At 69.6% G+C, this 22,983-nt stretch carries 20 protein-coding genes and 1 pseudogene; 14 read left to right on the forward strand and 7 right to left on the reverse strand.

What is annotated here, in order from left to right; all coding sequences use genetic code 11:
• Positions 1 to 60: 60 nt before the first annotated feature.
• Both OG246_RS12320 and OG246_RS12325 read right to left on the reverse strand, forming a co-directional pair.
• Entirely contained in the window at positions 61 to 2,214 is a 2,154-nt protein-coding gene (locus OG246_RS12320; RefSeq protein WP_266460040.1) for a glycosyltransferase family 39 protein, read from the reverse strand.
• A gap of 100 nt (positions 2,215 to 2,314) precedes the next feature.
• Positions 2,315 to 3,223, reverse strand: coding sequence for a dolichyl-phosphate beta-glucosyltransferase (locus OG246_RS12325; RefSeq protein ID WP_323178293.1), 909 nt, complete (start codon positions 3,221 to 3,223; stop codon positions 2,315 to 2,317).
• Positions 3,224 to 3,427: 204 nt separating this feature from the next.
• Here OG246_RS12325 and OG246_RS12330 point away from each other — a divergent pair, with 204 nt between their 5' ends.
• The 4 genes from OG246_RS12330 to OG246_RS12345 all read left to right on the forward strand — a co-directional run bounded on the left by OG246_RS12330 (position 3,428) and on the right by OG246_RS12345 (position 8,197).
• Positions 3,428 to 3,976: a cysteine hydrolase family protein gene (locus OG246_RS12330; protein ID WP_266460043.1), complete on the forward strand. Its 549-nt coding sequence runs from the start codon at positions 3,428 to 3,430 to the stop codon at positions 3,974 to 3,976.
• Positions 3,977 to 4,214: 238 nt separating this feature from the next.
• Positions 4,215 to 5,345: a GNAT family N-acetyltransferase gene (locus OG246_RS12335; RefSeq protein ID WP_266460046.1), complete on the forward strand. Its 1,131-nt coding sequence runs from the start codon at positions 4,215 to 4,217 to the stop codon at positions 5,343 to 5,345.
• A 113-nt stretch (positions 5,346 to 5,458) separates the two neighbouring features.
• Positions 5,459 to 6,703: a DegT/DnrJ/EryC1/StrS family aminotransferase gene (locus OG246_RS12340; RefSeq protein ID WP_266460049.1), complete on the forward strand. Its 1,245-nt coding sequence runs from the start codon at positions 5,459 to 5,461 to the stop codon at positions 6,701 to 6,703.
• Positions 6,704 to 7,111: 408 nt separating this feature from the next.
• A complete protein-coding gene (locus tag OG246_RS12345; RefSeq protein ID WP_266460052.1) occupies positions 7,112 to 8,197 on the forward strand; it encodes an acyltransferase in 1,086 nt (361 codons plus the stop codon).
• On the opposite strand, the gene OG246_RS12350 is transcribed toward OG246_RS12345, so the two are convergent.
• Positions 8,185 to 8,919, reverse strand: a complete 735-nt coding sequence (locus OG246_RS12350; RefSeq protein ID WP_266460055.1) for a TetR/AcrR family transcriptional regulator — start codon at positions 8,917 to 8,919, stop codon at positions 8,185 to 8,187. The genes OG246_RS12345 and OG246_RS12350 overlap by 13 nt on opposite strands.
• Positions 8,920 to 9,111: 192 nt before the next feature.
• Between OG246_RS12350 and OG246_RS12355 the strand changes: the two genes are divergently transcribed.
• The gene (locus OG246_RS12355) at positions 9,112 to 10,266 is read left to right on the forward strand and encodes an alpha/beta hydrolase (RefSeq protein ID WP_266460057.1); all 1,155 of its coding nucleotides are present in this window, start codon (positions 9,112 to 9,114) and stop codon (positions 10,264 to 10,266) included.
• Between the two features lie 25 nt (positions 10,267 to 10,291).
• Here OG246_RS12355 and OG246_RS12360 read toward each other — a convergent pair whose 3' ends face one another.
• From OG246_RS12360 to OG246_RS12370, 3 genes are all read right to left on the reverse strand, one after another.
• Complete coding sequence (locus tag OG246_RS12360; protein WP_266460059.1) at positions 10,292 to 11,449, reverse strand: MBL fold metallo-hydrolase; 1,158 nt, start codon at positions 11,447 to 11,449, stop codon at positions 10,292 to 10,294.
• 223 nt (positions 11,450 to 11,672) lie between these two features.
• Positions 11,673 to 13,109 carry a DUF2252 domain-containing protein gene (locus OG246_RS12365; RefSeq protein ID WP_266460061.1) on the reverse strand — a complete coding sequence of 479 codons (1,437 nt, stop codon included), beginning with the start codon at positions 13,107 to 13,109 and terminating at the stop codon, positions 11,673 to 11,675.
• A 48-nt stretch (positions 13,110 to 13,157) separates the two neighbouring features.
• A complete protein-coding gene (locus OG246_RS12370; RefSeq protein ID WP_266460064.1) occupies positions 13,158 to 13,484 on the reverse strand; it encodes a carboxymuconolactone decarboxylase family protein in 327 nt (108 codons plus the stop codon).
• Between the two features lie 299 nt (positions 13,485 to 13,783).
• Here OG246_RS12370 and OG246_RS12375 point away from each other — a divergent pair, with 299 nt between their 5' ends.
• Both OG246_RS12375 and OG246_RS12380 read left to right on the forward strand, forming a co-directional pair.
• On the forward strand, positions 13,784 to 13,948 hold the full coding sequence (locus tag OG246_RS12375; RefSeq protein WP_266460066.1) for a hypothetical protein: 165 nt from the start codon (positions 13,784 to 13,786) through the stop codon (positions 13,946 to 13,948).
• A 236-nt stretch (positions 13,949 to 14,184) separates the two neighbouring features.
• A complete protein-coding gene (locus OG246_RS12380; protein ID WP_266460069.1) occupies positions 14,185 to 14,517 on the forward strand; it encodes a hypothetical protein in 333 nt (110 codons plus the stop codon).
• A 185-nt stretch (positions 14,518 to 14,702) separates the two neighbouring features.
• On the opposite strand, the gene OG246_RS12385 is transcribed toward OG246_RS12380, so the two are convergent.
• Positions 14,703 to 15,293 carry a TetR/AcrR family transcriptional regulator gene (locus tag OG246_RS12385; protein ID WP_266460072.1) on the reverse strand — a complete coding sequence of 197 codons (591 nt, stop codon included), beginning with the start codon at positions 15,291 to 15,293 and terminating at the stop codon, positions 14,703 to 14,705.
• A gap of 114 nt (positions 15,294 to 15,407) precedes the next feature.
• On the opposite strand from OG246_RS12385, the gene OG246_RS12390 reads away from it, so the two are divergent.
• The 7 genes and pseudogenes from OG246_RS12390 (at position 15,408) to OG246_RS12425 (ending at position 22,926) form a co-directional block, all read left to right on the forward strand.
• Positions 15,408 to 15,839: a tautomerase family protein gene (locus tag OG246_RS12390; RefSeq protein ID WP_266460074.1), complete on the forward strand. Its 432-nt coding sequence runs from the start codon at positions 15,408 to 15,410 to the stop codon at positions 15,837 to 15,839.
• Complete coding sequence (locus tag OG246_RS12395; RefSeq protein ID WP_266460077.1) at positions 15,832 to 16,842, forward strand: zinc-binding dehydrogenase; 1,011 nt, start codon at positions 15,832 to 15,834, stop codon at positions 16,840 to 16,842. The genes OG246_RS12390 and OG246_RS12395 overlap by 8 nt, the downstream gene beginning before the upstream one ends.
• Before the next feature lie 1,276 nt (positions 16,843 to 18,118).
• Positions 18,119 to 18,568: pseudogene (locus OG246_RS12405) on the forward strand (hypothetical protein); the annotation flags it as partial.
• Between the two features lie 445 nt (positions 18,569 to 19,013).
• Complete coding sequence (locus OG246_RS12410) at positions 19,014 to 20,438, forward strand: S28 family serine protease (RefSeq protein ID WP_266460080.1); 1,425 nt, start codon at positions 19,014 to 19,016, stop codon at positions 20,436 to 20,438.
• The gene (locus OG246_RS12415; RefSeq protein WP_266460082.1) at positions 20,365 to 21,120 is read left to right on the forward strand and encodes a hypothetical protein; all 756 of its coding nucleotides are present in this window, start codon (positions 20,365 to 20,367) and stop codon (positions 21,118 to 21,120) included. Before OG246_RS12410 ends, OG246_RS12415 begins: the two co-directional genes overlap by 74 nt.
• A 156-nt stretch (positions 21,121 to 21,276) precedes the next feature.
• Complete coding sequence (locus OG246_RS12420) at positions 21,277 to 21,627, forward strand: hypothetical protein (protein ID WP_266460084.1); 351 nt, start codon at positions 21,277 to 21,279, stop codon at positions 21,625 to 21,627.
• Between the two features lie 108 nt (positions 21,628 to 21,735).
• Entirely contained in the window at positions 21,736 to 22,926 is a 1,191-nt protein-coding gene (locus tag OG246_RS12425; RefSeq protein WP_266460087.1) for an MFS transporter, read from the forward strand.
• The last annotated feature ends 57 nt before the right edge of the window (positions 22,927 to 22,983 follow it).

A 22,983-nucleotide genomic window follows, 5' to 3' on the forward strand; every position in this document is an offset into this window, starting at 1 on the left:
AGGGGCGGGCCGCCGGAAGGGGATCTCCGGCGGCCCGCCCCACATGGGTGGACGGTCGGCTCAGCCGACGTCGGACGCGTCCAGGCGGTACAGGCCGGTGGACGAGCTGGTGGAACCGGAGCTGTACGCCGAGGAGTTGACGGCCGTGCCGTTCGCCTCGACCCACGCCGTGATCTCCGAGTTCGTGCCCTGGCCGCCGTCGCTGCTGACGATGATGTAGTGCAACTGACCCGACTTCACCAGGCTCTTGAGCTTGGCGAGGGTCATGGCGTTGTCGGTGCCTGACCAGCCGCCCATGGAGATGACGGGCTCGCCGGACTCCAGGATGATCGAGGCCGCGGTCTGGTCGGTGGCCACCGCCAGCAGCCAGGTGGCGCCGTCCTGGTTCTTCTCCAGGTACGTGATCATCTCGGAAGAGACCTGAGTGCCGCCGCCGGCTCCGCCGCCCATCTGGCCGCCGCTGGACTGCGTACCGGATCCGGCGCCAGAGGCCTCGGTGCCGGACTCGGTGGACGAACTACCGCTGGACGACGAGCCGTTGGCGCCCGCCGGGGGCTCGCCCATGGACTGGCCGCCGGTGCCGGTCGGTGCGCTGCCGCTCCGGCTGCCGGTACCGGACGGTGCACCGCCGCCCATGCCACCGCCTCCGCCGCCACCCATACCGCCGCCCGTGCTCGGACCGGCCGTCGGATTGGTGCCGTTGTTCGAAGCACTCGTGGCGGCAGAGACCGAGTACGCCGCCGGACCGGCCAGCAGGGCCACCACCGCCGCAAGCGCCGCGAAGCCCAGCAGCCGCTGCCGCTTCAGGAACCGCCCGGCGAGCAGCCCGAGTACGGAGACCGCGCCCGCGACGCCGGCCACGATCTCGGCGACGGTGTAGAGGGCGCCGGAGCCCGACACCCGCTGGAGCAAGACGACCGCCCAGACCGCGCTGACCGCGACGGCCAGCGGCAGGACCCAGCCCCACTTCGCCGCCGAGCCCTCACGGAACGCCCGGTACAGCATCACGCCGCCGATACCGGCCAGGGCCGCGATACCCGGGGCCATGGCGGTGACGTAGTACGGGTGGAAGGTGCCCTCGGCGAGGGCGAAGGTCAGATAGTGCACGACGAACCAGCCGCCCCACAGCATCAGCGCCGCGCGCTTGGCGTCCGTACGCGGAGCCCGCCCGCGCAGCACCAGCCCGCCGACGAGGGCGATCGCGGCGAAGGGGATGAGCCAGGAGATCTGGCCGCCCATGATGTCGTTGAACATGCGGTAGACGGACGCGGTGCCGCCGAAGCTTGCGCCGTTCCCTGCCGAGCCTGTGGACGAACTCGCCCCGAAGATACGGCCGAAGCCGTTGTAGCCGATGACGAGGTCCCAGACGGTGTTGTCGGTCGAGCCGCCGATGTAGGGGCGCGAGGACGCGGGCCACAGGTCGACGACCACCATCCACCAGGCGCTGGAGACGACGAGCGCGACCGTGGCGACGGCGAGGTTGCGGATCCGCCTGCCGAGTGAGGCGTTGGCGGCCCAGAGATAGACGAGGAAGAAGACCGGCAGGACGACGTACGCCTGCATCATCTTCGTGTTGAACGCGAACCCGATCGCGACCGCCGACCACACCAGCGGCATCAGCCGCCCGCCCCGCACGGCCTTCATCAGCCCGGCCGCGCCGAGCAGCATCAGGAAGACCAGGACCGGGTCCGGGTTGGTGTCACGTGTAATGGCGACGGTGATCGGGGTCAGGGCGAGCGCGAGTGCGGCGACGGTTCCCGCCACCGCCCCGAAGTCCCGCTTGACCATCCGGTACAGCAGCGCCACGGATCCCGTGCCCAGCGCGACCATCGGCAGCGCCAACTGCCAGGTCCCGAAGCCGAATACGCGGGCCGAGATGCCCATCACCCACAGCGCGAACGGCGGCTTGTCGACGGTGATGAAGCTGCCCGAGTCCAGGGCACCGAAGAAGAACGCCTTCCAGCTCTTGGTGCCGCTGTAGACGGCGGCGTTGTAGAAGGTGTTGCCGGTGATGGACGAGACGTTCCAGGCGTACAGGCCGACGGCCAGGACCAGCACCGCCCACAGGGTGGGCCTGGCCCAGCGCGGGTCGTCCGGCGGGCCGGTGAAGAGCCTGCGGGTGCGGGCCTTGATACCGCCGTCGGCGGGCGGCCCGGCCCGGTGCGAGTGCTGCCGGACCCCTTCGTCGCGGGTCGGCGGGGCAAGGGTCGTCATGACAGGCACTCCAAGGTGGGAGAGGGACGGCTGGGAGTGGAGCTGTGGGGCTTGGTGGTTCTGCGGGTTCTGCGGGGTCTGCTGGTTCTGCCGGGCCTGCTCATCGGGAGCCCGCGCCGGCCGGTGTGGCATGGGGTGACGCGGCTGATGTGGGCGGTGTGGCTGGTGTGCCATTGGAGGAGGCATCCGGCGTCCGGCCGGCGCTCTCACGCACCGCGCCCGGCACCCGCGGGAGTCCGACCCGGCGCGGTACGGCGGCGACCCTGGCGCGCCCGTTCACGGTCCGCTTCAGCATCCGGGCCATGCCCTTGAGGTCGTCGACGGCCGTACGCACCAGGTCGACCCGGCTGTCGGGATCGTCGACCCAGTCGACCGGCACCTCGTGGACGCGCAGCCCGTTGCGCTGGGCCAGCACCAGCAGTTCGGTGTCGAAGAACCAGGCGTTGTCCTCGATGTGCGGGGCGAGCGCCCGGAAGACATCGGTGCGTACGGCCTTGAAGCCGCACTGCGCGTCGGAGAAGCGGGCGGCGAGCCCCAGCTTCAGCAGCAGGTTGTAGGACCGCGAGATGAACTCCCGCTTCGGCCCGCGCACCACGTCGGCCTGCCGGTGCAGCCGGCTGCCGATGGCGATGTCGCTGTGACCGGACAGCAGGGGTGCGACGAGCGGCAGGAACGCGTCGAGCCCCGTGGACAGATCGACGTCCATGTACGCGACCACATCGGCCGCCGACCGGCTCCACACGTACTTCAGGGCCCGGCCACGCCCCTTGGCGTCAAGGCGGACGGCGTGCACATGGGGAAGCCGGTGCGTCAGGCCGACGGCCACCTGCCAAGTGCCGTCCGTACTCGCGTTGTCCGCGACGGTGATCCGGAACGGGAACGGGAAGGAGCTCTCGAGATAGGCGTGGAGACGGTTGACGCTGTCGTCGAGGACGTGAGCCTCGTTGTGAACCGGCACCACGATCTCGACCGACCGCCGCCGGACGCCTCCTGCGTTCGTTTCGTTCATAGCGGCGACCATCCGGCCCCCGTCTGGGGCATCGGTGAGCGCGCTCTGAGGGAAGAATGAGAATCAGGGAACTCACAGGAAGCGCACAGTGCGGCCAGGTGGAACGCCAAGGCTCCGGCGGGAATCGGCGGTCGCGTACGGCCGTCCGCGCGACCCTGTGCCGCTGTCAGTGGTGCGGCCTAGTGTGGTGAGTGGGAGGTTCCTATGACGACCCTGCACGACCGGCCGAACGCCGCGCTCCTCGTCATCGACGTCCAGAACGGGCCGATGGCGGACGCCCACGACCGAGACCGCGTGATCGCGAACATCAACACCCTGGTCGACAGGGCCCGCGCGGAGCAGGTGCCCGTGGTCTGGGTGCAGCAATTCGACGACCACCTCGAACGGGACAGCGAGAGCTGGCAGTACGTGCCGGAGCTGGTGCGCCGCGACACGGAACCCCTCGTCCACAAGAACTACGGCGACTCCTTCGAGGGCACCGAACTGGAAGCGCTGCTCGCCGAGCGCGGTGTGGGCCGGCTCGTCGTCGCGGGCGCCCAGACCGACATGTGCATCCGCTCGACCATCCACGGCGCCTTCGTCCGGGGGTACGACGTGACGCTGGTCGCCGACGCCCACACGACGGAGGACCTCACCGCGTACGGCGCACCGCCTCCGGATCAGGTCATCGCGCACACCAATCTCTACTGGCAGGAGCAGGCGGCGCCCGGACGGACCGGGGGGACCGCGGACGCGAAGGAAGTGACTTTCTGAAAGGGGCGAAAGCGACTCCCTGTGCGAGACGGAAGTGACTTCTTGGGAGAGGACGACCGCGACATCCGATCCGCACACTTCCGTTACGACAGGCACCCTTGACAGTGTGCGTACCTTTCGCGACGTTTGAGCCCCTGGGGCAAGGATGTGGTGGGACGGACGCGGAGTGCGCCTCATGGGGGAGCTGGGCGTCAAAGGGGAGTTGGGCGTCATGGGGGAATTGGGGGAGCGATCGTCTATGCGATCTTCTGATACGGCAATCACGATCCACAGACCGGAAGAGCTGAGCACCTCGCTGTGCCAGGACTGGCACCGGGCGATGGACGAGTCACCGGACTACGCCAACCCGTTCCTGGCACCGGAGTTCGCGGCCGGGATCGGCAGACACCGCAGCGGGGCGCGGGTGGCGGTCCTCCACCAGAACGGGGAGGCCGTCGGCTTCTTCCCGTACGAACGCAACGCCTTCGGCGTCGGCCGGGCCATCGGCCTCGGACTCTCCGACTGCCAGGCCCTGGTGCACCGTCCCGGGGTCACCTGGGACCCCCAGCAACTGCTGAAGGCCTGCGGTCTTTCCGTTTTCGAGTTCGACCACCTCGTCGAGGAGCAGAGACCTTTCGGCAGATACGTCACGGGGACGTTCGCCTCACCGGTCCTCGACCTCAAGGTCGGCGACGGCAGCTACGCGGAATGGCTGCGCGGCGCCTACCCGGGGCTGGCCAAGACGACGCTGAAGAAGGAACGCCGCCTGGGCCGCGACCTGGGCGAGATGCGGTTCGTCTACGACGAGCGTGACCCGAAGATGCTGCATCAGCTCATGGAGTGGAAGTCCGCCCAGTACCGCAGGACGGGACGGATGGACCGGTTCGCGCGGCCGTGGATCGTGGACCTGGTGGACCATCTGTTCCACGTCCGCGAGGAGCACTTCACCGGCGTGCTGTCCGTGGTGTACGCCGGTGACCGGCCGGTGGCCGCGCACTTCGGCCCGACCTCGCGCACGGTGTTCGCGGCCTGGTTCACGACGTACGACCCCGAACTCCGCTACTACTCGCCCGGGTTGATCATGCACCTCCGGATGGCCGAGGCGGCCGGCCGGCAGGGCGTGCGGCTCATGGACATGGGGCGTGGCGACAAGGAGTACAAGGACTGGCTCAAGACCCGCGAGCTGCGCGTCGGCGAAGGGTTCGCTACCCGCCCCAGCCCCGTGGCGGCGGCGCACCGACTGTGGCGCAGACCCGTGCGCGGCCTGCGGAACACGGTCCTGGCCCACCCCACACTGCGGGAACCGGCCGACCGCCTGCTGAAGACGGCCGGCACGCTGCGCACCTCGGGCCGCCCGGGCTCCGCCGGAGCGGAACCCCGCCCGCGCTGAGCGGGATTCCGCCCCCCCCCCGGCTACCTCTCCCCCACCTCTCCCCCCACCTCACGCCCCGCCGAAATGCCGCGGCGAGGCCCGCCCTGCCCAAAGCAACGGAAGAGGTGACGATGACGACGTCGTACGGATCGCGGCTTGCCGCGACGATGTCACGGAGGCTCGGACGCGAATGCGTCTACACGCCCTCGGCACGGCTGGCTCTGTACCTGGCGCTGCGACGCTGGTGCAGGCCGGGCGCACGGGTGCTGATGTCGCCGGTGAACGACGACGTGATCCTCTTCGTCGTCCTCGCGGCCGGGCTGCGCCCTGTGACGGCCCCGGTGTCCGCATGGGACGGCAACATCGACCCTGCCGCCGTACCCGAGTCGACCTGGCGGAACGTGGACGCCGTCCTGACCACCAACCTGTACGGGATGCCCGACCGGGTCGCGGAACTGCGCCTGCGCTGCGAGAAGTTGGGGATACCCCTGTTCGAGGACGCGGCGCACGCGATCGGCACGCGAGTGGACGGGCAGCCGATCGGGACGTTCGGGAAGGCGGCGGTGTTCAGCCTGTCCAAGCACGTGGCATCGACGGCCGGCGGCTTCCTCGCCGTCGAAGACGCGCGCACCCGGCGGGAGTTGGAGACCCTGCGCGACGAACTCCTCGCGCCGCGCCGCCTCCACGACGACCTCACCGCGACACTCCGGCCGCTGGCACGTTCGACGGTACGCGGCCTCCACCTGGTGCGTCCTGTCTGGCGGACGCTGCAGCGCCTCGGACTGCTGGAGCGCGACGACTACCGCATGGCCCTGCGCGCGCCGCAGCTCTCCGAATGCACGCGTGAGGCCCCGAGCCTCGCCGCGTACGAACCCTGGGTACGCGTCGACCTGCACGGCTTCCGATCCCGCCACGGAGCCCTGGTGCGCGGGCAGTTGGAGCTGCGGATGGCGGCTCTCGACGGCAACCTCACCCGGCGCGACGCCGGTGTCTCGCTCCTCGCGGGCACCCCCTGGGCCTCCCCGGCACTCCGCGACCGGGTGGCGGACACCGGCCCTCTCCCGCTCTTCCGGGCGCCGCTCCTGGTACACGACCGCGACGCCCTCATAGACCGCCTGGTGAGCCACGGCGTGGTCTCCGGATACGTCTACGACCCCCCGCTCGACGACTACGCGGGCGCGGAGTTCGTCGAACCGTCCCCCGACCCGTCGGCCGCCCGCTGGTTCGCCTCCCACGTGCTCCCGGCCGACCCGCTCCTGGCCCGCAAGATCGCCAGGGCGCTGGCCAAGGAACGGACGACCCCCGCGTCCTGGCAGGCCCAGTCCCAGGCCCAGTCCGAGACCCAGCCCCAGGCCCAGCGGGCGGACGCCGACTGAGCTGTCCTGCTGCCCTCCCGTCCATCGTCACCCCTTTCACAGTGGGAACACAGGAGACGTGAAGAGGGGGCACAGTCGCGCGCGGTCGGATCGGTACCCGGGAGTCTCGACCGACCCGTCGGCCGTACTTTTGCCCACCGCGCAATCGGGTAGTCGAGCACTTCTACGGTTTGTGGACCTACAGGTTGCTGAGTACACCGAATTGTTCCGGGCGACGCAGTGGGCAGGCGGAAGGCGATCCTCTTCATGGGCAGGGCACCGAGCGGGCAAGTGACGACCGGAGACCGGGAAGGGGAGGTGAAGGAGGATTCCCCGGGGCATTCCGCAGGGCATTCACCTGCGCCGGAGTCCTCGAGAAGAGGCATTTCGGGCGGGGGCTTCCCGTCGGCGGCCGCGCGCAGCGGCCGGGTGGGCGGGCTGGACGGCCTGCGGACCCTGGCGGTGCTGATGGTCATCGTCTACCACGTGGAGTCGGGCCTGCTGCCGGGCGGCTCCGTCGCGGTGGATGTGTTCTTCACCATCAGCGGCTTCGTCATCACCCGACTGCTGCTCGCCGAGTACGCCCGCACAGGCGGCCTCGACCTCCTGGGCTTCTACCGGCGCCGCTGGCTGCGACTGGTCCCCGCCCTGCTCGTGGTCTGCGCGGTGTGTGCGGTCCTTGAGCTCACCACCTCGCTGTGGTCCTTCGACAGCTCGTGGACGGCCGCCGGACTGGCGGCGCTGTTCGTGGTGAACATCGTGCGGGCCGCGCAGCCCGGGACCTACTCCGACCTGACCGGACCGCTGGGCCACACCTGGTCGCTCGGCGTCGAGGAGCAGTTCTACTTCCTCTGGCCGCTCCTGTTGCTGGTCCTGCTGAGGTGGCTGCGCGCCCGCACGGTGCTGATCTGCACGGCGGTCCTGTGCGCGCTGCCGGTGCTGTGGCGGTGGGTGCTGTGGAACCCCGACGCGGCCCACCGCATCTACAACGGCACGGACACCCGCGCCGACCAGCTGCTCGCCGGCGCCCTCGTGGCGGTGGTCCTGGCCCGGCTGCGCGCGGACGATCCCCGGCTGCGGTGGCTGCGTACGTGGGCCGGACGGCTGGCCCTGCCCGCCCTCGGCACGCTGCTGCTGATCGCCCGGTACGTGCCGATCACCGGCCACGTGGGCTGGTGGACGCCGGTCTGGTACACCGTCGGATTCCTGGCGGTGGCGGTGGTGTCCGCCACGCTGGTGGCGGGGCTCGAACTGCGGCAGGACGGACGGCTGTCCCGGCTGCTGGCGGTGGCCCCGCTGGCCTGGGTCGGCCGCAACCTCAGCTACGGGATGTATCTGTGGCACTACCCGGTCGTGCGGCTGCTGGCCTCCCTCGGTGTGGAGGAGGGGCGACTGGCGGCGACGCTGGTGCTGACCGTCGTCATGGCCCTGCTGTCGTACGTCCTGGTGGAGGAGCCGCTGATGCGCCGCGGTAGGAAGAGCCGCCCGAAGGCGGCATCGCCTCAGACCCGCTGATTCTGGTTCGGGCCCTGGTCCTGGTCCTGGTCCTGGTCCCGGTCCGGGTTCTGGTTCTGACGGGATCGCGCGTCGTGTGCGCTGGCGTCGACGAGGGCCTGGTCGACGCCTTCCACGTCGGCGATTCCAGGGGGAAGTGTGTCGACGTCCGGCCTGGCCCGAAGGCCGTCGATGAGGATGGCGAGGTAGCGGCGCCAGGCATCGGATCCCGCGTCGAACTCGCTGACCGCGGCGGTCATCAGCTGCAGGACCGGGAAGTCGGAGGGGACCACGTCGGCGCGGAGCTTGCCCTGCTCCTGCGCCCGCGCCAGCAGCCGCTGCACGGCGGGATTCAAGCGCCCGTGTATCTGTGCCTGCCGGGCCGGCCCATGCCCGGTGCCCAGCATGACCTCGCGCAGGCCCCGGTCGAAGGACTGGACTTCGCAGACCTGTTCCAAGCAGCGCGTCAGCCCCAGCCAGGCATCCTCCTCGGCCAGTGCCTCGGTGAGGTATCGGTCGACGGTGTCGACCATGTCGCCGAAGAGCGCGTCGACGAGCTCCTCCTTGTTGGCGAAGCGCCGGTACACCGTGCCGACGCCCAGATGCGCGTGATGGGCGACGTCATTGAGCGTCGCAGCGACCCCGCGATCGCGGAAGACCTCCCGTGCCGCCGCCAGGATCAGCCGGCGGTTGCGCTCCGCGTCCTTGCGCAGGGGCGGCTGCCGGGGCTTGTCGGCGGTCATGGCTTCGCTCCGTGGCAGCGGGCAGTGGGAGATCGGGCTGACTCATGGTAGCCGCGCACCCGAGTGAGGCATGTGCACCGCAGACAGTAAGTGGATGCGATCTATCCACTTAGTTGCTAGACTCCGAGTGAAGCGGATATCCGATATCCGTTTCCTTGCTGCTGCACATTGAATACACGGAAGGAGCGAGTCATGGCCATTCGGAGCCGCCTCGCCGTCACTGTCACCGGAGCCGTTGCCCTGGGGCTGCTGCTCACCGCCTGCTCCTCGGGTTCGAGCAGCACGGGTTCCAGCTCTTCCTCGTCGTCGGCGCTCGGCGCCTGCCCCAAGGAATCCACGTCGACCGCGGCCCCCGAGGGCGGTGGAACATCGTCGGGAGCGGCGATCCAGATCTCCAAGACGGTGAAGGCCACGGACACCAGCACCAGCACGGTCATCGATCCGACGGGACCGGCGATCCAGTGCGGGCAGGTCGACCTCACGAGCCACAAGGACATCGTCTACTCCTCGCCGACCACGGGCGGGAAGAAGACCGACCTCAAGCTGGACCTCCAGGTGCCGAAGGACTCCGGGGCGAAGCCCCTGGTCGTGTACATCACCGGCGGCGGCTTCGTCACGGACGACAAGACGGCGAACCTCGCGCAGCGCACCTATGTCGCCGAGCAGGGCTACGCCGTGGCGAGCATCGAATACCGCACGATCGGCAACGGCGCGACCTACAAGGACGGGGTCGCCGACGTGAAGTCGGCCATCCGCTATCTCCGCGCGCACGCCGACGAGTACGGCATCGACGGCACCAAGGTCGCCGTCTGGGGCCAGTCCGCGGGCGGATACCTCGCGGCCATGGCGGGCACCACCAACGGCGACAAGCAGTTCGACATCGGTGACAACCTCGACCAGAGCAGCGAAGTGCAGGCCGTCGTCGACGAGTTCGGGGCGGGTGACCTGTCGAAGATCGCCGACGACCTCGACGCGGCGACGCAGAAGGCGTACAACGCCCCGGGCAGCTTCGTCAACGCGTACGTCTTCGGGCCGGGCTCCAAGAAGACCGTCACCAGTGACGCGGCGGCCAACGCGGCCGCGAACCCGGCGAGTTACAGCAACTCCAGGACCGCGCCGTTCATCCTGCTCCAGGGCGACAACGACCACATCATTTCCCCCGGCCAGTCGCTCATCCTCGCCGACGCCCTCAAGGCCAAGGGCGTCGACGCGACCAGGTACGTGGTCAAGGGCGCCAACCACGGCGACATGTCCTTCCTCGGCGACCCCGAGGCGGGCATCCCCTGGTCGACCCAGAAGGTCATGGGCACGATCACGGGCTTCCTCGACGAGCGGATCGGCGGCTGACCTCCAGCAACTGGGGCCGGGCGGTTCAGCGGCCGCGAGTGTTGCTTCGCCCCACCGGTACGCGCATCAGGTCCTCGCCCAGGATCATCCGGCCACCGAAGTCGGCGCGGCGCGCGCTGTCGCGCAGGAGCCGGCGCCAGGTGGCGTCCGAGGTGGCGGCCGGATTTCCGGGACTGAGGTGGGTGGCGACCAGTGTCCGCACCCCGGACTCGGCGGCGATCCGCCCGAGTTCGGACACGTCGGTGTGTGTGGCCAGGATGTGGTCGATGAGGTACTGCGGCAGGCCGAGGGCCGCGAGCCCGTCGGGGTGGAGGGCTTCGTGCACCAGGACGTCGGCGCCCCGGGCGAGCCCGATGACGTTCGGCGTCGGGGTCGTGTCGCCGGAGAAGACGACGCTGCCGTGATCGGTGTCGAAACGGTACGCGTAGGCGGGGTAGACCGCGCCGTGCGGGACCAGCACGGCGGTGACCTTCACATCGTCGTTCTCCATGACCGTGAACGGCGCCATCACGGGGGCGGTGTTCGTGGCGGAGGCGCCGGTGCCCGCAGGCGGAAGTACGTCGTGCACCCGTAGCAGGGAAGCCGGGTCGATACCGATGTGCTCGGTCATGAAGAAGGTGGGGGCGGCGGCGTACGCCTGTCCTGCCAGCCTGGTCATGTCGACGGTGCCGGGAACGGGCCCGGGGGCTCCGGCGACGGTGGAAGCGATGCCTGCCGGGCCGGGACCGTACACGTCGATCGGACTCCGGAAGCCCTGCGCGCCGGCGGCGCCGGCCGCGAGCATCGGGAAGGCGTAGTAGTCGACGACATGGTCGGCGTGCAGGTGGGTGAGGAAGATGGCCGCCAGTGAGGGCATCGACAGCCCGGCACGCATGTACTGGCTCACCGCGCCCCGCCCGCAATCGACCACGTACGTCCGGCCGTTGACCACCAGCGCCTGCGAGATCCCGTACCGGGCCGCGAGCGGCGGCGGCCCGGAGTTGGTGCCGAGGAGGGTGAGCGACAGCCTCGTATCGGAGGAGGCGTCCGAGTTCGCAGCCGCCGCTGCCTCCCGGCTCAGCAGCGGCACGGTGACAGCCGCGGCGGACGCGGCCACCGCGCCGAGCAGGGTCCTACGAGTTGTCGACGCCGACGCCGACGCCGACGCTGACGCGCCTGTGCACTCGATCGAGGATTCACACATGAGGCATTTGCTCCTTCGCGGCTCCTGGTACGCGGAGCCACCCTCACCAGGACGCGAATGCCTGTCCACAGCCCGGTACGAACTCGGGCTTCGCGGCGTGCAGCATGAGATTGCGTACTGCGAACGAGCTGCTTGCGGAGGCGGGATGCCAGGTCGGGTTCCGCCTGCGCCGGCCCGACGCGGGCCCGACGGGCAGGGCGAGCGCCGGGCGTCCTCGTCCGGGTCAGGTCGCCGGCAGTTCCTCCGCGTGTAGCCGGCCCGCGTGCACCGCGTCGACCAGGGCCTGGTGGTCGCGCTCGTTCTGGTCGGCGTATGTCTCCGCGAATGTGGCGAGTGCTCGGTCGAACGGGTCGCCGTTGCCCAGGTACGCGGCGATCGCGATCCGGTCGCCGGACCGGGCGTGCGCACGGGCCAGCGTGACCCCGCACAGTTCGCCGAACGCCTGCATGTCCTTCGGCCGCATCCTTTCCGGCATGGCGATGCCCTTCCAGTCACGCAACTGGCGGATGTAGAAGTCGCGTTGCCTGCCGTCCATCCCGTCCACGCGTTCCCAGCCGAGGAAGATGTCGCTCGTGGCCTGCATCAACCGCTGGCCCGCGACCACGCGTTCGCCCTGGTTGCGGTACTGGCTGGCGCCGACGTGTTCGGCGAGCACGGAGGTGTCGGCCTCCTTGGCCTGGAGGAAGAGCGGGTCCTGGCCGTCCCGGCCGAGGAGGAGGAAGATCCAGCAGCGGGTGCCGACGCTGCCGACGCCGACCACCTTGCGGGCGACGTCCGCCAGCCGGTAGTCCTCCAGGAGCGTGCGCCGGTCGGAAGCGAGAGTGCGGCCGTACCGCTCGATCAGTCCGCGGAACTGCCGCTCCAGCGCGTTGCGTTCGACGTCCGGCAGCAGGTCGCCCGCCGGGGTGAGCAGCGGGGGGTCCGCCGCGATCCTGGGCCGGCCGTCGACCGTCTCGGTGAGCTTGTCGAAGGCCTGCAGGCTGTCGCGGGTGCGGGCCTTCTCCATGGCGCGGGTCAGGTTCTCCCGACCGCGCTTCGTTCCGTGGAGTCCGCCGCCGGCGAGGGACTCGAGGAGGCCCGCGTCGATCTTCGCGTACCAGACGTCGAGGTTGCCCGTGCCCGCGAAGCGGATCATCGCCTCGCGGTACGAACGGACCGTGGAACTCACGATGCGGGCGCGCTCGGAGTCGTCGAAGCCGTTGGCCCGGCCCGCGATGACGAGACTCGCCGACAGCCGTTTGACGTCCCACTCCCAGGGACCCGGCAGTGTCTCGTCGAAGTCGTTGATGTCGAACATCAACTGTCTCTCGGGCGAGGCGAGTAGACGGAAGTTCAGCATGTGCGCGTCCCCGCACAGCTGGGCCGTGAGTCCCGAGGCCGGGCTGTCGGCCAGGTCGGACGCCATGATCGCGGCGGCGCCCCGGTAGAAGCGGAACGGGGCTTCCATCATCCGTCCGTAGCGGATCGGGACGAGTTCGGGCAGCCTTGCCGCGGACTGCGCCTCCAGGATCGCCAGCGGGTCCGGCCGGTCCGGAGACGGCTTGTACTCGGCGTGACCCGACCGGGGCGAGCGGCGCCGCGCCTCCTTTCCGAGAGCCGCGCGTTCCTCGGGCGTGCCGCGGAGTGCCGCGCGCATCGCCGTGGTCGCGTTCTGGGCCATCGAGGACCCTCCTGCCTGATCCTGCGGCCGCCGGGTGGGCGTCCGCTCTCAGCCCTGGGACTCGATCTCCGCATCGGCGACGGCGATGGCGATGCCGAGTGCCGTGGCGATGTTGCCTGCTGCCGTCATGACGCGGGCCGTGCCCACGATGGGCGCGATGGCGACCAGGACATCCTGCAACTGCTCGGCGGTCAGGCCGGTTTGGAGGGCGGGGTCGATATGGGCAACGTAGGAGATCGGCGGGGCGTCCGAGGCGGCCAGTGCCGCGATACGCGTGAGTATGAGCATGTCCGGGGCCAGCCCGCATCGCTCGATCGAGTCGACCGTCATGGCGGCGAGGGTGTCCAGGACAGGAGTTTCAGATGCAGTGGCCATGTCGAATGCCTCCTAAGTGTGGCCGGCGGCGAAGACGACCCAGCCGCTCCCGATGCCGGTTTTCGCGGGAATCCGCACTGCCGCACCCGAGCGCGCCCCGCTCACATGAGTCGTCATTGCCGGCTCCCTGATGTCGCACGGCTCCTCACAACCGGGGTACCTGTTCGGCTGATCGGGTTACTTCCACTCTCGACCTGTAGGGCGTGTTGTGCACCTCAGGGCGTGCGGCGACGGGAAGCGGCTCTGGCGGAGCGCGACGGCAGATCCCGCCCGGCTCAGCGCAGGCGTCGCGGACCGCTGTGCTGTTTCCCGGCGCCTTCCGGTGCGTCCTGGGCCTCGCGCAGGTCGGGGGTGGTGGCCTTCGCGGCGTCGTGCCCTGGCTCGGCATCCTGCGCTTCTACAGCCCCGAGCAGCCGTTCTTCGACAAGACGTGGCGGCCGGGCGAGGTGGAACCCGCCGACTGACACGGACGGCCGGTGCCTTGCGGAGGTTGTGGTTCTGCTCCCGCGCCATCAGAGGGTGTTCTTCGTCCCCCGCCCACAGGGCGTCTCATACTCCGGAAGCGCTACTCGGAGTGCGTGTATCACTACCCTGAGTGCCTAGTGGTGGCAGCCGGCAGTCTCACCGCAGCCCACCCCGGGAGTGTCATGAGTACGCCGCCCGAGCCATCCGACGTCGCACCGCACTCGTCCTCGGGGTCGTGGTGGCCATCGGCGCCTATCTGTCCGGTACGGGCCGCCTGCCGCGCGCCGTGCGCGGAACAGCCGAGCGTACGGCCGACTCCGTCGCGCGCTGGGGCGGCGCTCACGGAGTGCGCACCGGAAAGGCCGGAACCTGGGTGGACGCCCACCGGCGGTGGCTCACCATCGGGGTGCTGCTCGTCCTTGCGCTGGTGTTCGCGCTCTGGAACCACCCCACGGTGCTGACCGTGCTGCTGCTGGTGCTCATCCTCCTCGCCGTACTCGCCGTGCTCGCGTTGCTGGCCGCCGACGGTCGCAAAGCCGAGCCTGCCGAGAATCCCGGGGAGCGGTAGTTGCCGTGGCCGTCGAGCAACAGAAGCCGATGTTGCGACGCCTTCTCCCGGCCGGAGGCTTGCGTCTGCGGGCGTGATCGCAGCGAGACGCCCGGGAGCGAGCCGTGAAAGGGCAAGGAGATCCCTACGGCGGTCAGGACCTGAGTCCGGGCGGGCGTCCCGAAGTCCTCAGGCCGGGACGCCTGTCACGCCGACCGGTCCAGCGCGCTGACGATCAGGGCTTCGAGCTGCTGTGCGACCTGGTCCAGGGGTTTCATGCTGCGCTTGGCACGGCACATGGCGATGGCGCCTTCGACGGATGCCACGATGAGGGTCGCGAGCCCGGGAGCCCGGTCGGGGGCGGCGCCGTGCTCGCGCAGCGCCTCGGCGAGCAGCTCCTCCCAGCGGTCGAACGCCTCGGTGGCGGCGACGAGAGCGGGCGGGGTCTCGTCGGCCGGCGGCTCCTCGACGGCGACGGCCAGCACGGGGCAGCCGGCGCGGAAGTCGCTCGCGAGGACGATGCCGCGCCACAGGGCGAGGAAGGCGTGCAGCCCGGCGACCGGGCCCGCGTCCAGCTCCTTGCGCAGGATGCGGGCGACTGCCGCATCCGCGTACCGCACCGCCTCGGTGGCCAGTTGCTGCTTGCCCTCGGGGAAGTAGTGGTACGTCGAGCCGAGCGGTGCTTTGGCGTGTTTGGCCAGGTCACGGATGCTGGTGCCGTTCAGGCCGCGCCTGCTGATCATGTCGGCGGCACCGGCCACGATGCGCTCGCGCGACGGCGCGCTGGGTTTGGTCAAGGCCGTGCTCTCCTCTGGCTATAACGCTCGTCATAGTCTAGCGTGACCTCCCGTTATAACGACCGTTATAGAGCGGCTGTGTGGACAGCCCAAGGGGACGAGGGAGACTCCGTCATGCCGATGATCCGGCTCACCGTTCCGGCCGGTTCGCTCACCGAAGGGGGACGCGCGAGCGTCCAGAGCGACCTTGCCGCCGTACTTCTGCGCTGGGAGGGAGCGCCCGACACGGCGTTCTTCCGAGCCCAGGCGTGGAGCTACCTGATCGAGCTGCCCGAGGGGGCGGGGACCACCGCCGAGGACGACGAGCCGCGCTTCCTGGTGGACGTCACTGTTCCGCAGGGCGCCCTGTCCGAGCGCCGCAAGGCGGGCCTGGTCGAGGACGTGACGAAGACCGTGCTCGACGCCGCCGGACTCTCCCCGAACGACGCGCTGAGGGTGTGGGTGCTGGTGCACGAGCAGCCTGAGGGCACTTGGGGCGCCGGCGGCTCGGTCATCCGCTACGCCGACCTGGTGGCACTGGCGAAGGGGCCCCGAGCCGATGCGTGAACTGACCTACGTCGCGAAGCGCACCGTCGAGTGGCGCGAGGCGCCCGACCCCAAGCTCCAGTCCGACCAGGAGGCGATCGTCGCCCCGGTTGCGGCCACCTCCTGCGACGTGGACTCGATGATCCTGGCGGGCCACGGCTTCATCGACCCTCCCTTCGCCCTCGGCCATGAATGCGTGGCCAGGGTCGTCGAGACCGGCGACGCGGTGACCGCCGTAGCCCCCGGTGACCTGGTGGTCGTCCCCTGGTCCATCAACTGCGGCAGTTGCGACAACTGCCGCGCCGGACTCACCGCCCACTGCACGGCCGTACCGCACATGGCCATGTACGGCGCACCGATCGGCGGAAGCTGGGGCGGTCTCTTCTCCGACCTGGTCCGCGTGCCCTTCGCGGACGCCATGCTCGTACCCCTGCCCGCGGGCCTCGACCCGGTCGCCATGGCCTCGGCCAGCGACAACTGGTCCCTGTCCTGGCGCCTGGTCGCACCCCATCTGAAGAGCAGGCCCGGGGCCCGGGTCCTGGTCGTCGCCCGCGGCAGCATCGGCCTGTACGTGTGCGACATCGCCCGCGCACTCGGCGCCTCCGACGTCCTCTACGTCGACCCGGACCCCGAACACCGCCGGATCGCCGAGAGCTACGGCGCCCGTACGGCCGAGGCGATCGAGCCCGTACGGCATGGCTTCGACCTCGCCGTCGAGGCCACCGGCCGCGTCGACCAGCTCGCCCTCACCGTCAAGTCCCTTGCCCCGGAAGGGATCTGCGAGTCCGCCGGCAACCACTTCCGTCCCGGCGAACTGCCCCTGCTCGACATGTACCTCACCGGCGTCACACTGCGCATCGCCCGCGACAACGTCCGCGCCCACATCCCCGACGCCCTCGACCTCGCCCGCTCCGGCCAGGTCGACCCCGCCCGGGTCGTCTCCCACGTCCTCGACTGGGAGCAACTCCCCGACGCACTCCCCGAGAACCACCTCAAGCCCGTCTTCGTCCGCACCGACGGCTGACGACACGATTGAAAGATCTTGGACGGCATGTCATGAGAACGGCGTGCCCGTACCTCTCTTCTGTGAACGGCCACGCGCCTCCCGGGCGCCAACGGCCCACATCGCAAGGGAGGTTGGACGGTGGAGCTCGCTGCTGCACTCTTGTCCGTGGTCGCCCCTCTGGCCCCTGCAATCAAGGGCTGGCTCGACAGCGTGGCGCGTCGCAACCGGTCCGTGGCCCGGGCCGAGATCATCCGGGCCCGGCCGGCAAGTCCGAGCGACTCGTCGGATGGGCACCGGAACCGAGAGGAAGGCAATGGCTGAGCGGGAGGCGGTGACCGCCGAGGCCTTGGGCGCTCTGTACGAGAAGTACCGGGTCAGTCTGACGGCGACCGCTCGCCAGGCGCTCCTTGCTCGCGGCGTGCCGGAGTCGGTTGTCTCGGCCGAGGACATCGTGCAGAGCGCCTTCGCCAAGGCCTTGCGCAATCCGGCATCCATCGAACATCCGATCAGCTACCTGCGTGTGGTGATCCGCACCGAGGTGGCCAACCGGGCCCGAAAGCAGGCTCATCACAGGCGAATTGAAGCCCTTCGTGCGGCCGACCCTTCGCGCTTCGACCCAGTGGAGTGCGCGGACTTCTCCGCATTGGTCGCCAACCGTTGTGCCATCGAGCAGGCCCTGGCCGGGCTGTCTCTCGCGCAGCGCACTTCGGTATGGGTGACGAAAGCGCTGGACTGTACCCAGAGCGAGGCCGCGACCCTCATGGACAGAGCCCCGGGCACGGTCGCCACTCACGTCTCCCGCGGCATGGATCTGCTGCGCGCGAGCCTCGGCCCTGCTGTGGTCGCCGCCATCGTGTGTGTGGCGAGTCGACTCATCGGCGGTCGGCTGCAACGCACTGATCCGGCGCGGGAACCCGGTGAGGGGGAGGGCACATCGCCTGCTCGGTGGTGGTACGAGGGGCGGGCCATGCTGCTTGCGCTGTACGAGCGTTGGCCCGAGGTCGCTGTGCTGTCGAGCTTGGCCGCGTGCGGCATCCTCTGGTGGGTCTGGCGGCGCTGCCTGCCCAGTGGGTCCGGGACGTTTCTCGGCAGGTGGCTGAGCGTACGGAGAACGAGGCGGGTGTGGCTGAGCGCCACGAGCCGCCTCGGAATGCCCTTCATCGCGCGCAGCATCACCCGCGACGTCATCGTTTTCACGGCGCCGGGCGACTCCGATTTCGACGCCGTATCGAAGGGCATGCAACGGGTCTCCCTCCATATGGAGCGAAAGCTCGGCCGTGTCGTTCGCCTGGAGTTGTCCGGCGGGCCTCCGCGTCAACAGCACTTCACTCCCAACACCCGCCTGCAAGACCTGCTCGGCCTGACCGGCTGGTCCAGGGGCGAACTCGCCAGACTGGTGAACCGGCAGGCGGCTGCCATGGGACGCCCGCAGCTGTCGACCGACACCTCGCGGGTGAGGCGTTGGATCGAGATGGGAGAGATCCCGCGCGATCCCGTACCGCGGGCGCTGGCCGCCCTGTTCACCGAGCGTCTCGGCCGCGTCGTGACCATCGAGGACCTCGGACTGGTCAGGCGCGGGCGCTCGGGGAAACGGCAAGGCGGCGGGAGTACGGAATATCCCGGAGGTGTGCCGTGGGCGCCCGAGCGGACTGCCGCGGTCCTCACCGAATTCACGGGAACGGATCTCGTGCTCAACCGACGCGGCTCGGTGGGTGCGGGCGCCTCGCTCGCCGCGGGAACCGCACATCGCACGACCCGGGAAGCCCTCAAGATCCTGGAAGTTGTCACGCGTGCACCGCATGGGGTGGCGTCTCGGGCACAGATCGCCCGCTCCCTGAGGACGTTCGGCACGGTCGAGGCAGCGGCCCTGTCGATGCTGATCCGGCAGGGCTACCTCCAACAACTCCCGGACAACAGGTACGCCGCCGGCGGGCAGGACTTGGGCCGACTCGCAATCGGCCGGGACACCGGAAAGCCGTGGCCCATGGCGCCGTTGAGTCCGCACAGCATGCGCCCACTCACCCGCCGTATGGAACGAGTGGCAGGAGGGGCGGCGGCCGCCGGGGCGACTGAGGAGTCCTCGTGATGTGGTCTCTCCCCCGGCTGGGGGAGAGGGTTCCCTCGCGCGCGGGATCTTCCCGGTGCCGTCGGCCGCTGTACTGAGGCAGTCGGCACCGGAAAGGAATTGCATGCGCACCCTCACGAGCTTTACGAGCCTCACGAGACGACGTCTGCTCACCACTGCCGTATCGGCGGCCTCGGCCGCGGGCCTGGCCGCCGTGCCCGCGCGGGCCGCGGACCGGACCCGCGCGGTGGCCGATGACGTGGTGGACGCCCTGCGGGCGCTTCCGGGCCTGCGGATCATCGAGGAACGGCCGGGAGCCGAGCCCGGATACCGCTTCTTTGTGCTCGGCCTGCGCCAACCGGTCGACCACAACGACCCCGGGGCCGGGACCTTCGAACAGCGCCTCACCCTGCTCCATACCGCCACCGACCGACCCACGATCCTGTTCAGCACCGGATACGAAGTGCCGCTCATCCCGCGGCGGACCGAACCGGCCGTCCTGCTGGGCGGTAACCAACTCGGCGTCGAGCACCGCTTCTTCGGCACCTCGCGTCCGGCGGCCCTCGACCTCACCCACCTGACGATCCGCCAGGCCGCCGACGACCACCACCGCGTGGTCCGCCTCTTTCGTCGGCTGTACCCCGGCGCGTGGATCTCCACCGGCGGCAGCAAGGGCGGCATGGCCAGCGTGTACCACCGCCGCTTCCACCCCTACGACGTGGACGGCACCGTCGCCTACTCCGCCCCGAACAACGTCGACGACCGCGAGGACTCCGCCTACGTGCGGTTCCTGGAGCACGTGGGCACCGCCACCGCCCGCGACGCCCTGAAGACGGCACAGCGACAGATGCTGCTGCGCCGCACAGAGATGGTCGCCCGCTACGAGGCCTGGGCGGCGGCCGCCGGCGACACCTTCCGGATCGTCGGCAGTGCCGACAAGGCACTGGAGATCGCCGTCCTGCGGGTGCCGTTCATGTTCTGGCAGAACCGCACCGCTGCGGACGCCACCGCCGTCCCCGGCCCGGACGCCTCCACCGACGCGCTGTACGCATGGCTGGAAGCGACGGCCGCCCTGCCCGTCTACGCGGACTCCACGGCCCGGGACTACATCCCCTACTGGTATCAACTCGGCACACAAATGGGCTACTTGAACGTTCCCACCGATCATCTGGACGGACTCCTGCAGTACCCGGACGCCATCGAACCCCGCAGTTTCGTGCCGCCCGACATCCCGATGCACTTCGACGCCGAAGCCATGCCCGACATCGACCGCTGGGTGCGGCGGCGCGGCGGCCAGATGCTCTTCGTCAACGGCACCCAGGACCCGTCCGTCGCCGAACACTTCCGGCCCGGCCCTCGCGACGCCCGCACGCTGTGGGTACCGGGCGGCAACCACCACGTCACGATCGCGGACCTGGCCCCCGCCGACCGCACGGAGGCTGTCACAACGCTCCGCCGGCTGGCACAGTCTTCGTGTGACGATCGAGATATGGGTAGCGATCATTTCGGGAGCTGTGGCGTTGACCAGCGCGACGGTTGGAACCTATAGCGCAGTCCTGTCGGCACGAATACAGCGCGAGATGGAGGTACGCCGCCACCGCGTAAGAAAAGAAGAAGAAATAGAAAACGTCATGAGTCGGTTCAGGGAACCTTTCCTGAGAGCCGCCTTCGAATTGCAGACTCGCATTCACAATATTGTAGATACTGATTTCGTGCCGCGCGTGTCCGGCGACGGCAGCCACGGGGAGCCGGGATACGTCCGCTCCAGCACGTTGTTCAGACTGGCTCAGTATTTCGGCTGGGTCGAAATTCTGCGAAAAAGTGTTCAATTCTTGGACCTGGGAGACCAGGAGCGGACCAGACAGCTGTCGGACAGACTGGACCGCATTGGTCTGGCTTTCGCTGAAACCTCCAGGTATCCCGAGAATTCCGCATTCCGGCTCTACCGTGATGAACAGCGAGCACTCGGCGAGCTGATGATAGAGCGAACCCCCGGTGCCGCTCGCGAGCTTCAATGCATGAGCTATGTTCAATTTGTGGAAGAGCTGGAGAGCAACCCGACCTTCTCTCGATGGTTCGGTCGGCTGAGTGGCGAAATCGATGGACTTGCCGATGCCCCACCCGGATACCTGGACAGAATGGTGAAAGTCAAGGATGAATTGTCCACTCTCCTTGCTTTCCTTGACCCGGACGGTGTCAGATTTCCGTCGATCCATCCGGGGATTCGTTGAGGAATTAACGCCACGGCAGTCCGCCGACGCCGGCTGGGCCGGTCGGTCGGCCGGTCGGCCGGCCGTCAGGCGGAGTGGCAGCCGGCCTACAGTGCCCCTCATGTCGGGGAACCCCTGGTTCGAGATCGATGATCCTGAGAATGAATCGGATCGACCATGCGAGGCGACCAACTCCACAACCAGCTCTATTTCCTGCCGGACAGACCCACAAGCCTCGCCACGGAAGCTGCCGGCTCCCCGCAGCAACTCGCCGATCACGCGGCCCAGTGGTTCGAAGCCGTCCTGCGCAAGCCCATCGTGCGCTACGAGTGGGAGCACAACGGCCGGGTCTATGCCGGCAGGTACCTGTTCGCGGACAGCGGGCAAGGCCTCAGCCAGAGCTACAACCATTCCCTGGCCCCTGACGGACAGGCGGAAAGCCTGGCGGCAGATGGGCACGTGACGGGCAAAGGATGGGTCCAAACCGGCGGGCTCGGCAGGCCCGACCGCATCGTCCCCATCAGATGACACCAGCGTCTCTGGGATGCCCACGAGGCAAGTGGTGTCCGGCTCACCGGCGGCTCGCCGGGCACGCCGTGCCGGACCGGGGCGGTGCGCGGGGATACCGTCGGCGGCATGGACGGTGATCGCCGAGGGTGGCGCCAATGTTTGCTCGGTGGGGCCGTGTTCGCCGTGTGCATGGCCGGCACCACGCTGCCGACTCCCCTCTACGGCCTCTACCAGGAGAAGTTCGGGTTCTCCGAACTGACGGTCACCGTCGTGTACGCCGTGTACGCCTTCGGGGTCATCGGCGTGCTGCTGCTGGCGGGCAACGCGTCGGACGCCGTGGGCCGGCGTCAGGTGCTGCTGTGGGGCCTGGGGTTCGCGGCGGCCAGCGCCGTCTGCTTCCTGTGCGCCACCGGGCTGGGCTGGCTGTACGCGGGGCGCCTGCTGTCGGGACTGTCCGCGGGTCTGTTCACGGGGGCCGCCACGGCGTACGTGATGGAACTGGCGCCGTCCGGCGGAGCCTCCCGGGCCACGTTCGTGGCGACGGCGGCCAACATGGGCGGGCTGGGCTGCGGTCCGCTGCTCGCCGGAGTGCTCGCGCAGTACGCTCCCTGGCCGCTCTACCTGCCGTTCGTCGTGCACCTCGCCCTGGTGGCCTGCTCGGCCACCGTCCTGCTGTGGCTTCCGGAGACCGTACGGGAGCGGCGCCCGCTGAGCACCGTACGGCCGCAGCGGCCCGGCCTGCCCCCGCAGGTGCGGGCGGTGTTCGGGCCGGCGGCGATCGCTTCGTTCGTGGGGTTCGCCTTGTTCGGGGTGTTCACATCGGTCAGCCCGGCGTTCCTCGCAGAGTCCCTGGACGTGCACAACCACGCCGTGAGCGGGCTGGTCGTCGCGCTGGCCTTCTTCGCCTCGACCGCCGGTCAACTGGCCGTCGGCTGGGTCGGGTTGGAGCGATCGCTGCCACTGGGCTGCGCCGCACTCCTCGCCGGCCTTGCACTGCTCGCGGGCGCGCTCCGGTGGGACCTGCTGCTTCTGGTGGTGCTGAGCGCGATCGTCGGCGGATGCGGGCAGGGGCTGGCATTCCGCGGGGCGCTGTCCGCCGTGGCCGAGGCGTCTCCCGCGGACCGGCGCGCGGCGGTCATCTCGACGCTGTTCGTGGTGGCTTACGCGGGCATCTCGGTACCGGTGATCGGCGTGGGGGTACTGGCAGGTCCGATCGGCCTCGAGGGCGCGGGGCTGGTGTTCATCGCATGCATGGCCGTCCTCGTCTCGACCGCGGCCGTCTACCTGCTCCGGCGACCGGTACCGACGAGGCCGTGAACGCGTACGGACGCGGTGACCCACGTACACATGCACATGTCCGCGGATGCGGCCGTG

Source organism: Streptomyces sp. NBC_00620, from assembly GCF_026341825.1.
Taxonomy (GTDB): Bacteria; Actinomycetota; Actinomycetes; order Streptomycetales; family Streptomycetaceae; genus Streptomyces.

Excerpts from the sequence above, each read along its gene's own strand:
- OG246_RS12410 (WP_266460080.1), top strand. The coding sequence starts at position 19,014 with ATGCGCACCCTCACGAGCTTTACGAGCCTCACGAGACGACGTCTGCTC.
- OG246_RS12365 (WP_266460061.1), bottom strand. The coding sequence starts at position 13,109 with ATGGCCCAGAACGCGACCACGGCGATGCGCGCGGCACTCCGCGGCACG.
- OG246_RS12370 (WP_266460064.1), bottom strand. The coding sequence starts at position 13,484 with ATGGCCACTGCATCTGAAACTCCTGTCCTGGACACCCTCGCCGCCATG.
- OG246_RS12425 (WP_266460087.1), top strand. The coding sequence starts at position 21,736 with ATGGACGGTGATCGCCGAGGGTGGCGCCAATGTTTGCTCGGTGGGGCC.
- OG246_RS12350 (WP_266460055.1), bottom strand. The coding sequence starts at position 8,919 with ATGACCGCCGACAAGCCCCGGCAGCCGCCCCTGCGCAAGGACGCGGAG.
- OG246_RS12320 (WP_266460040.1), bottom strand. The coding sequence starts at position 2,214 with ATGACGACCCTTGCCCCGCCGACCCGCGACGAAGGGGTCCGGCAGCAC.
- OG246_RS12395 (WP_266460077.1), top strand. The coding sequence starts at position 15,832 with ATGCGTGAACTGACCTACGTCGCGAAGCGCACCGTCGAGTGGCGCGAG.
- OG246_RS12355 (WP_266460057.1), top strand. The coding sequence starts at position 9,112 with ATGGCCATTCGGAGCCGCCTCGCCGTCACTGTCACCGGAGCCGTTGCC.
- OG246_RS12335 (WP_266460046.1), top strand. The coding sequence starts at position 4,215 with ATGCGATCTTCTGATACGGCAATCACGATCCACAGACCGGAAGAGCTG.
- OG246_RS12330 (WP_266460043.1), top strand. The coding sequence starts at position 3,428 with ATGACGACCCTGCACGACCGGCCGAACGCCGCGCTCCTCGTCATCGAC.
- OG246_RS12340 (WP_266460049.1), top strand. The coding sequence starts at position 5,459 with ATGACGACGTCGTACGGATCGCGGCTTGCCGCGACGATGTCACGGAGG.
- OG246_RS12360 (WP_266460059.1), bottom strand. The coding sequence starts at position 11,449 with ATGTGTGAATCCTCGATCGAGTGCACAGGCGCGTCAGCGTCGGCGTCG.
- OG246_RS12420 (WP_266460084.1), top strand. The coding sequence starts at position 21,277 with ATGCGAGGCGACCAACTCCACAACCAGCTCTATTTCCTGCCGGACAGA.
- OG246_RS12325 (WP_323178293.1), bottom strand. The coding sequence starts at position 3,223 with ATGAACGAAACGAACGCAGGAGGCGTCCGGCGGCGGTCGGTCGAGATC.
- OG246_RS12390 (WP_266460074.1), top strand. The coding sequence starts at position 15,408 with ATGCCGATGATCCGGCTCACCGTTCCGGCCGGTTCGCTCACCGAAGGG.